Below are 1,577 nucleotides of genomic sequence, written 5' to 3'. Positions count from 1 at the left end.
TGTTGCAACCAAGTTGAAATGTCCGTGGTTGCGCAAAGTAGAAATGTCTCACTTGGCGTGACGTGAGCATGGCTGGGCAGGGCGTAGACGTCATATATCGGAGCGCTGAACAGCCATGCGGGTGAGGTTATTCAGCAGCCTGTGTTGCAGGTGCCTCAGCTTTCTCCTTAGCGCGTTTCGCCAACTTTGAATTCCATCCATTGTTGCGTTTTCCAGTCGGCTGATAGCGCGTTACTTGCTTGCCTGCGCGGCGTTTTTTTGGCGGCGCTTTGTCCTGTTCGGCTTTGATGTGTTCCAGCACGGCACTTAGATGTTTGTTCTCAGTGATCGCGGCGTGGGTCACGCGCTGGTCTTTGTCGAACACTGTGTATGGGATTGAAACACCCTTCCAGCGGACCTCAAATCCCCCGTCTGGAAAAGCGAATGTATCGACATACTTGCCTGGCAATCCGCGCGTGATCTCATTCTCAGCCAAAATAATCCGCTGGCGTTCATAGGAGAAGGCAAGTTGTGGGCCCACAACGCGTTCGTCCCTGTAGCAGAACACATCCCGCAACCGATCAGGCGCGATGTTCATTGGCCGGTGCAGGTTGTCAGTGCTGCGCGGCGCTCTCGCAAACTTGGCGTTGTAGTGGTCCGTGAAGCCCGGCAGGAACGCATTTGCGGCCTCCATGTCTGAGATGTTTGCGAGCCTGAGTTCCTTGACCAATCGATCCTGTAACGTCCGGTTCGCACGCTCAACACGGCCTTTGGCCTGAGAGCTGTTTGCACAGAGTATCTCGATATTTAACGCGTTCAGCGCACGTCCGAACTGGGTCATGCCATGTCCGGACTTCGCCGATTGGTTGGCCACGCGGAACACAGAATGCTTATCGGAATAAAACGCAACAGGACGCCCATGTGCCGCAAGATACAAATCCAGCGCTTCAAAGTAGCTGAATGTGCTCTCAGAGATCACAAAGCGCAGCTGCATCAACGTACTGGTCGCGTCGTCAATGAACACCAGCAGGGTGCAAGCCGGTCCACGATCCTCAAACCAGCGATGATCAGACCCATCAATCTGGATCAGTTCGCCGAAGCATTCCCGACGCAAACGAGGTTGATGAAACGTGCGACGTTGCTTGCGCGACAACCAGATCCCAGCGTCTTGCATCCATTTGCGCAACGTCTCACGCGAGACCTTTAGATCGTGATCCTCGGCCAACTTCTCCGCCGCGAAGGTTGGGCCAAAGTCGATGTAGTTCTCGCGCACCAGCGTCACCGCAAACGCGCGCACCGCAGGATCGATCCGGTTGTTGGACCTGCGACCACGCGCTTTATGGCGGATCGCAGCGGGCCCATCGGTTTGGAAGCCCTTCAGCAATCGATGCACTTGTCGTCGGCTCAGTCCCAGCACGTTGGCCGCAGTCACAGCCGTCATTGCGCCTTGTGTCACTTGGCTCAGTACTTCAATGCGGTTCAGTTCGCGTTCGCTCATGATCACCAATCCCACGGTCACACTCCAATCCTGCTTGTTCAACAGGGAAGTGTGACACTTCTACTTTGCAGATGTGGGACATTCTAACTTTGCGGCGACA

General features: G+C 55.1%; 1 protein-coding gene. It reads right to left on the bottom strand.

Features of this window, described 5'->3' with window-relative positions:
- Positions 1–127 precede the first annotated feature (127 nt).
- Positions 128–1,492, bottom strand: coding sequence for an ISNCY family transposase (locus tag FHS72_RS18375; protein WP_183531188.1), 1,365 nt, complete (start codon positions 1,490–1,492; stop codon positions 128–130).
- Positions 1,493–1,577 lie beyond the last annotated feature (85 nt).

The organism is Yoonia ponticola (assembly GCF_014199395.1).
GTDB lineage: Bacteria > Pseudomonadota > Alphaproteobacteria > Rhodobacterales > Rhodobacteraceae > Yoonia > Yoonia ponticola.
This window is presented reverse-complemented; position numbering and strand designations above follow the sequence as displayed.